Source organism: Kitasatospora sp. NPDC043950 (assembly GCF_056435345.1).
Window position 1 is genome coordinate 86143 of sequence record NZ_JBWKER010000002.1, and the last position, 7347, is coordinate 93489.

4 protein-coding genes are annotated in these 7347 nt (G+C 76.6%); all 4 read right to left on the reverse strand.

What is annotated here, in order from left to right:
• Positions 1–70: 70 nt before the first annotated feature.
• The 4 genes from AC07BF_RS01590 to AC07BF_RS01605 all read right to left on the reverse strand — a co-directional run bounded on the left by AC07BF_RS01590 (position 71) and on the right by AC07BF_RS01605 (position 7100).
• Positions 71–2983, reverse strand: a complete 2913-nt coding sequence (locus AC07BF_RS01590) for a hypothetical protein (protein ID WP_478332755.1) — start codon at positions 2981–2983, stop codon at positions 71–73.
• On the reverse strand, positions 2983–4869 hold the full coding sequence (locus tag AC07BF_RS01595) for an HSP90 family protein (protein WP_363588313.1): 1887 nt from the start codon (positions 4867–4869) through the stop codon (positions 2983–2985). The genes AC07BF_RS01590 and AC07BF_RS01595 overlap by 1 nt, the downstream gene beginning before the upstream one ends.
• A gap of 55 nt (positions 4870–4924) precedes the next feature.
• On the reverse strand, positions 4925–5953 hold the full coding sequence (locus AC07BF_RS01600) for a hypothetical protein (RefSeq protein WP_363588315.1): 1029 nt from the start codon (positions 5951–5953) through the stop codon (positions 4925–4927).
• A gap of 322 nt (positions 5954–6275) precedes the next feature.
• The gene (locus AC07BF_RS01605; RefSeq protein WP_478332756.1) at positions 6276–7100 is read right to left on the reverse strand and encodes a hypothetical protein; all 825 of its coding nucleotides are present in this window, start codon (positions 7098–7100) and stop codon (positions 6276–6278) included.
• Positions 7101–7347: the final 247 nt, after the last annotated feature.

Consider the following 7347-nt stretch of genomic DNA (forward strand, 5'->3'; position numbering starts at 1 on the left):
CTGACGGGCGACGCCCGGGCCCGGGGATCTGCGCACCCCGGGCCCCGGGCAGGCCAGTTCGCGGCCGCGGTCAGTTCGCGGCCGCGAACCGCTCCCGCAGGTCGGCCAGCACCTGCGCCGCCTCCGGGAGGCCGGCGGCCTCGCAGCGGGCGATGCCCGCGGTCAGCCGGGCGACGGCCGCCCCGGTACGGCCGAGGTCGGCGCCCTCGATCAGCGCGGCCAGCCGGACGGCCTCGGCCCTGGACGCCCCGGCCCGCTCGTCGCCGCCCTCGTAGACCGCGATCGCCCGCTCGACCTCGGCCAGCGCCTCCTCGTGGCGCTCGGCCATGGCCAGGCAGCGCGCCCGCTCGTAGTGCGAACCGCCGCGCAGGTACCAGGGGTTGTACTCCTGACCGGCCTGCCCGGCGTGCTCCCCGGCGGCGTCCGCCTCGGCCAGCCGGGCCAGCGCCGACGGCAGCCCCTCCGGGCCCTCGGCGTGCATCGTCAGCCGGGCGAACTCGCGCAGTGTCGCGGCCAGTTGGTCGACCTGGGGGGCCTGGGCGTGGGCCGCGAGGGCGCGGTCGAGGGCGGCCTTCGCGGCCTCCCAGCGGTCCGCCCGGGCCAGCGCCAGCGCGGCCTCGCAGGCGACCATGGTGTGGGTGTCCTGCTCCTCCCAGCCGGCGACGGCGTCGGCCAGCCGCAGGTACTCCTCGGCGGCGTCCCGGTGCTCGTCCAGTTCGGTGAGGCCCCGGGCGAGGTCCAGCCGGGCCTGCGCGAGCATCCGCACGTCCAGCTCCGGCGCGGCGGCGTCCAGCAGCACCGACTCCAGCACCGCGACGGCGTCGGCCGTGCGGTCGGCGGCGCGCAGCACGTCGGCCAGTTGGAGGCGGGCCCGGGCGGCGTCCTCGGCCGCCTCCCGGCCCTTGCGGTCGAAGCGCGCGGCCGCCTCGGTGAGCGCCCGGACCGCGCCGCCGCGGTCGCCGGCCCCCATGGCCGCGTGGCCGAGCATCAGGTAGGTGGGCGCGTACGGGTAGGAGTCGTCGCCCCAGCGGGCGGCCTCGGCGAGCGCCCGGTGGAACACCTCGACGGCCTCGGCGGACTCGCCGCCCTGCAGCAGCACCTGGCCCAGCAGGCCGAGCACCCGCGGGGTGTGCCAGGGCAGTTCGGCCGCGTCCAACTCACCGAGCACCTCGCGCAGTTCGGTGGTGGCCTCGGCCAGCCGGCCCTGCCGGGCGGCCGCGTCGGCCAGGTACTGGCGGGAGGTGGCGGCGCGGCGGGCGGAGCCCAGCTCCACGGCGGTGCGGTGGTAGCCGCCGGCCGCCGCCTCGAAGCGCTCGACGGCCTCGGCGGGCGGCTCGGGCAGCGCCTCGACCAGGTCGTGGTGGGCGGCGTAGGCGCGGACCTGCCACACGATCAGGTGGTCGTCGTCGGCCATCGCGCCGGCGGACCGCAGCTCCTCGGCCCGGCGCAGCACCTCGTCGAGCGCCGGCCAGTCGGCCACCGCGCCCTCGACTTCGCCGAGTTCCACGATCAGCGCGCGGGCCCGGACCATCAGGGCCTGGCCGGGCAGCCCGGCCTGCTCGAACAGGTCGGCGGCGGCCAGCAGCCCGGCCCGGCCGTCGGCGTGCTCGTCCCGCTCCAGCGCCTGGTGGGCCCGCTGCTCGGCGAGTTCGGCGCGCAGCCGCCCGGGGCTGCCGACCGCGGTGCCCTCGGGGTGGGCGAAGCCGTCGGCGGCGGCGCGTTCGGCGATCCGCCGCCAGAGCCGGTCGGCGTCCGGGTGCCCGACGAGCTCCAGCTCGCGGGCCCGGACCACCAGGGCGGTGAAGTCCTCCGGCTCCGGCTCGACGGCCCTACGCGGTGCGGGCGCGAGCGCCGGGGCGGCGGCCAGCTCGGGCGCGGCGGCGGCGCGCACGCCGAGGGCCAGCGGCTCGGCCAGCAGCGGCTCGCGGGCCAGCCGGGCGCGCCGGTCGGCGCCGACCGCGTCGGTGCCGTTGCGGGCGTCGAAGCGGGCGGCGAGCGCGTCGGCCTCGGCGCGCACGTGGGCGAGCAGGGTGTCCGCCGTCCAGGAGGTGCCGGGCGGGCCGCTGACGGCGAGCCCGCCATGGCCGCCCCGGGCCAGGACGGCGAGCAGCACCTCGACGCCGGTGAGGAAGGACAGCAGCCCGGACGGCTCGCCGGCCACCGCGAACAGGTCGCGGTTCTCGGCGAGCAGTTCCAGGCCGCGCGGCTCGTTGCCGGACAGCGCGCAGAACTCGACATGGCGGCCGACGGCGTGCGCCATCGAGGCCTTGCCGCGCGCGGCGCGGTAGCCCGTCAGGTGGCTGGAGCGGGCGTCGTCCAGACGGCCCCGGCGCAGCAGCGGGAGCAGGGCGGCGGCCTGGCTGAGGGCGGGCTCCTGCTCGCAGCTGCTCCGGCCGTCGAGGACCGGCTGCAGGACCTCCAGCGCCCGGGCGTCGTCGCCCGCGTCCGCGAAGTGCTCGGCGCGCGCCCGGGTCTCGCAGGCGTGGCAGTCGCTCAGCTCGGAGCGCGGGCGGGCCGTCCACAGCTCGTAGGCGTCCTGGCGGCCGGTACCGGTCTGCGCGGCCAGGTGGTAGCGCTGGGCGTAGTACGGCTGGAGGTCGAAGCCGGCCGCCCGGTAGCGGTCGCGCAGTTCGGTGTGCCAGCGCCGCAGGGCCGGCAGCGGCACGTCCGGGTTGCCCAGGAGCGCGCCGGCCACCCACTTGAAGCGCCAGAACACCTGCTGGCGGGCCCACTCGCCGAAGCCGTCCGGGTCGGCGTCCCACAGCTTGAGGAGGCGGGCGAAGACGACCGGGCTCTTGCTGCGCTCGCCGTCGTACTCGTACGCCTCCATCAGCTCCAGCAGGGCCATCGAGCGCGCCCCGGTGTCGTCGAACTGCTCGGCGGCGTCGACGAGTTCCTCGGCCGCGACGGTCCGCTGGCGGCCGTACGGGCGGGCGTCGTTCTCGCGCAGCGCGGCCATCACCGCGTCGGGGGTGTCCAGCATCAGGCCTCCTTCGGGTCGGTGCGGTCCGGGCCGGCCGACTCGTGGCCGAGCATGGCGTGGTCGAGCAGGCTGATGAACGAGCGGTTGAGCAGGGCGCTCTCACTGGCCTTGAGCGGGCGGCGGGTCATCAGCACGGCCTGCCCGTACAGCGCCTCGACGGCGGTGACGGCCAGCTCGCGGTTGGTGACTGTCGCGGCGCGGCGCACCAGCGGGTTGAGGTGGTTGAGCACCAGTTGGGCGCGGGGCGCCTCGGCGCGCAGCGAGCCCAGGATGTCCGCCCACAGGCCGTCGGCCTCCTCGGCGAGCTGGGCGCGGCTGCGCTCGTGCCGGGCCTCCCGGTTGTCCAGCAGCAGCGCGGGCGCGTTGGTCGGGTGGAAGCTGCGCAGGGCGACGTCGCAGTCGAAGCGGCCGACCACCTCGCGGGCGACGGCGAGGAACGCGTTCGCGGCGAGCTCGGCGGCCGGGTCGACGGTGTCCAGGTGCGCGGTGACGGTGCCCGGGTCGAGGTCGGAGACCGAGACGCCGGGACGGATCTCGGGCAGCCGGTGCACCAGGTCGCGGTCGTAGGTGTAGCCGCCGTTGACCACGCCGAGGCCGGCGGCGCCGGCGATCGGGGCGACCTGGCGGAACTCCTCGACCGTGCGGGTCACCAGCACCACCGGGTGGCTGCGGGTGAACTCGTCCAGGGTGACGTTGCCGTCGGTGGTCTCGAACGGCAGCCACGGCAGCATCATCCGCAGCAACTCGTCGTCGTAACGGGCGAGTTCCTTGACGGCCAGGTGGTGCACGGACAGGAAGCGGTGCAGCAGCGCCGGATCGCTCGCGGACAGGCCGGTCAGCCAGTCGCGGATCCGGACGCCCAGCGCGTCGCGGACGGCGGCCAGCGTCTCGTCCGCGTACAGGCCCTCGCGGGAGGCGGTCGGGCGCAGGCCGTCGGTGTCCACCACGCAGCGGACGAAGAACGCCCAGTCCGGCAGCAGTTCGGCGGCCTGGTCGGACAGCAGCATGCCCTTGAGGTGCACCCGGTGGCCCGAACGGCGGGACGGCGGGGCCGCGTCCGGCAGCACGTAGGCGACGCCGCGCAGGCCGACCAGCGGCAGGTCCAGGTCGATGGTGTCGAGCGGGGTGAAGTCGAAGGCTGCGCGGCAGTACTCGGTCAGCGCGTCGCGCCGGGCCAGCGGCGAGCCGTGCCGCTCGGCCCACGGCGGGGTGCGGTTCACCCGGTGCTCGGTGCCGTTCGCGTCCACCACCGTGACGTCGTGGCGCAGCAGGCTGCCGAAGTCCCGGGCCAGCGCGAGGACACGGCCCGACCGCGTCCACTCGGCGGCGTCGGCGCGGGGGACCAGCGTCACGGTGGTGCCCGGCTCCGGCTTGGCCGCGGCGGGCAGGGTGCGGATCGTGTAGCGGCCGTCGGAGCCGCCGCGCCACTCGATCACCGGCGCGTCCGGGGTGGCGGCGGAGCGGGTCACCACGGTGATCTCGTCGGCGACCACGAAGCAGGCCAGCAGGCCGATGCCGAACTGGCCGATGAAGTCGCCGCGGGCCTGGGCCAGCCCGGCGCCGTCCAGCCGGCCGTCGGCGTCGCGCTTCGAACTGCGGCCGATGGTGGCGAGGAAGGTGTGGACGTCCGCCTCGGTCAGGCCGACGCCGGTGTCGGTGACGCTCAGCTCGTCGTCGGCGCGCACGACGATCCGGGCCGGCGCCTGCGGATCGAGGGCGCGGCGGGCGGAGATCGCGTCCACCGCGTTCTGCAGCAGCTCGCGCAGGTACACCCGCGGGCTGGAGTAGAGGTGGTGGGAGAGCAGGTCCACCAGGCCGCGCAGGTCCACCTGGAAGGTGTGCGCGCTCGCCGCGTTGTCGGGCGTCGGGTTCTCGGATGGGGACACCTGGGGCTCTTTCGATCGCGGGGCGGGTGACGGAGGTTCTGGGCGGGCCGGGGCGTCAGTACGCGCAGCGGTCCCGGTGGGAGGCGAACGCCTTGAGCGGATCACCGGACAGGAAGTGCCAGGGCGACTCGGTGACGGCGCCGTCCAAGGCCTCGAACAGCAGGCGCGCGGTCTTGCGCTGGCCGGCCAGCGAGAAGGCCATCGCGAAGGCGTTGAAGGAACCCTGCCAGCCGCGGACCGGCGTGAAGTCCGGGTGCAGCACGGAGCGGAAGGCCGCCTCCTGCAAGTCGGCCACCACCTCCGCACTGGCCAGGTAGGCGCGGTCCTCACCGTCCGGGAGGTCCAGCCAGCGCTCCAGGTGCGCCAGCACGACCAGCTCGCCGAGCTGGCTGCCCTCCGGCGCCGCGAGCATCGAGGACCGGGCGAAGGCGTGCATCTCCTCGTGCGAGCCGCCCCACTTGGCGCACAGCTGCTGGAGGCGCTGGCGGTGCGAGGCCGGATGCCCGGGAGCACGGCGCACGGCGGCCTCGAAGCGGCAGGTCGCGACCTCCGCCGGGAGCGAGGCGCCGCGGGCGCTGATCTGCAGGAAGTACCAGGGGGCGAGCCAGGACGGCTCGCGCTCGGCGACCTCCAGCAGCTGCTCCTCGGCGACGTCCAGCCGCTCGTGGAACACCTTCCACTGCTTCTCGGACACGTGCTTCGCCCGGGCGCCCGTCCGGGCCTCCCAGGCCCAGGTGACGTGCCGGGCACCGGACAGCAGCAGCGCCGACGTGTCCTCGGGCCGGTCGGCGAGGGCCCGAGCCGTCCACTCCTCGACCCGGGGCACCTCGGCGATCGCACCGACCCGCCCGGTCAGATCGGCGCCGTCCCCGACGGCGGCCAGCGCGGGGCCCAGGGCCGCCCAGTCACCGGCGGCGGCCTGGCCGAGCATCAGGCGCAGCGACTCGTCCCCGAGCGCCGGATCCAGCCGCGGCGCCGCAACGGCCGCCACGGGCGCGGACCCGACGGCCCGTCGCACCCTCCCGCGCCAGCCCGCCCCGCTCTGCGCGGCCTCCTCGCCGGAGCGGCGTCGGAACAGCGGCATGTGTGGCCCCCTCGAACATCATCGGCATCTTTCGCATGGCCGCACGACGGCCACCCCAGATGAGTAGATATCACGGCCGACCGACATCCGTTTCCCCAGCCCAGGGGCGGTCCCGGTCCGGCCCGCGCGGGGACCGCCCCACGGCCCGCCGACCGGGGCGAACGGCCGGGGCCGACGGCCGGGGTGAGGGCACGTCGAACGGGGTGAGGGCACGTCGAGGGCGGCGGCGCCGTCCGGTCCGACGCCGTCCGGTCCGGCGCCGAGCGCAAACGGCCCCGGCGCCTCCTCGGCCCGGGGCTTCGCTTCGCGTACGCGGCGGCCGTCAGGCCAGTCCGAGCCCGGCGTCCGGGGTCCTGCCCGCCTGGGCCTGCTCGATCCGCTTGACCAGCATCGCCCCGAACCGCCGGGCGGCAGCCACGTCGGCCGGCCCGCCCTCGGTGGTCACGCTGGCGACGACGGTGCCCGAGCGCAGCACGATGCCGATGCCCTCACCCTCGCCCAACTGACCCTGGAAGACCTGGCTCTCGCTGCCCAGCACCGGGGAGTCGACCTTGCGGAACGGCCCGGCTCCGTAGGAGGCGTAGGACTCCTTGAGCTTGCCCTTGGCGGCGTCGCGGTTCGGCAGCGTCTCGACGATGAAGCGGGCGACCAGATCCCCCGAGGAGAACCGGACGGAACCGCTGAGCGGCTTGCCGGTGCACGGCACCGACGCGGTGCAGGTGGTGGCGTGGTCGATGGTGTCGACCTTGCGCTTCTCCTCCTCCCAGCCCGCCATCGCCTTCGCGTCCGGCAGCACCTGCCCGACGAGCTTGTCGTCCAGCAGCACCGCCTCCAGGTCCGCCCCGGGCGTCGCCGCACCGGCCGGCGGAGCGGAGGCCCCGGCGCCGCCGCCTCCGGTCGTCGGCGCCGAGGCCGCACCCGAGGCCGCACCCGCCCCCGTCGCGGCAGCAGACGCGGACGCCGACGCCGGGACCGAAGCCCCTGCACCGCTCTCACCGCCCGCCGGACCCGTCGCGCTCGCCACCGCGCTCGCCGCCCCCGCCGCGCCCTTGGCCGCGTCCGAGCCCGCCGGGGAACTCCCCGTAGAACCCGACGAGCACCCGGCCAGCACCCCCATCAACGCCCCGGCCGCCACTGCGGCAGCCACCCTCCGACCAGCCATCCCCATCCCCATCGCCCGCTCCCTCCGGATGTCCGTGACCCATCAAGATAGCCGCCGCCCCCGGCCCACCCGCGTCCGGGTGCACCCGGGCCGATCAAGGACGGAGCGGGGGCGTGAACGGCGGGGGGGGGGGGGGGGGGGGGGGGGGGGGGGGGGGGGGGGGGGGGGGGGGGGGGGGGGAGGGGGGGGGGGGGGAGGGGGGAGTATCCGGCAGCAGGGGGGGGTAAGGCGG

Excerpts from the sequence above, each read along its gene's own strand:
- AC07BF_RS01590 (WP_478332755.1), bottom strand. The coding sequence starts at position 2,983 with ATGCTGGACACCCCCGACGCGGTGATGGCCGCGCTGCGCGAGAACGAC.
- AC07BF_RS01600 (WP_363588315.1), bottom strand. The coding sequence starts at position 5,953 with ATGCCGCTGTTCCGACGCCGCTCCGGCGAGGAGGCCGCGCAGAGCGGG.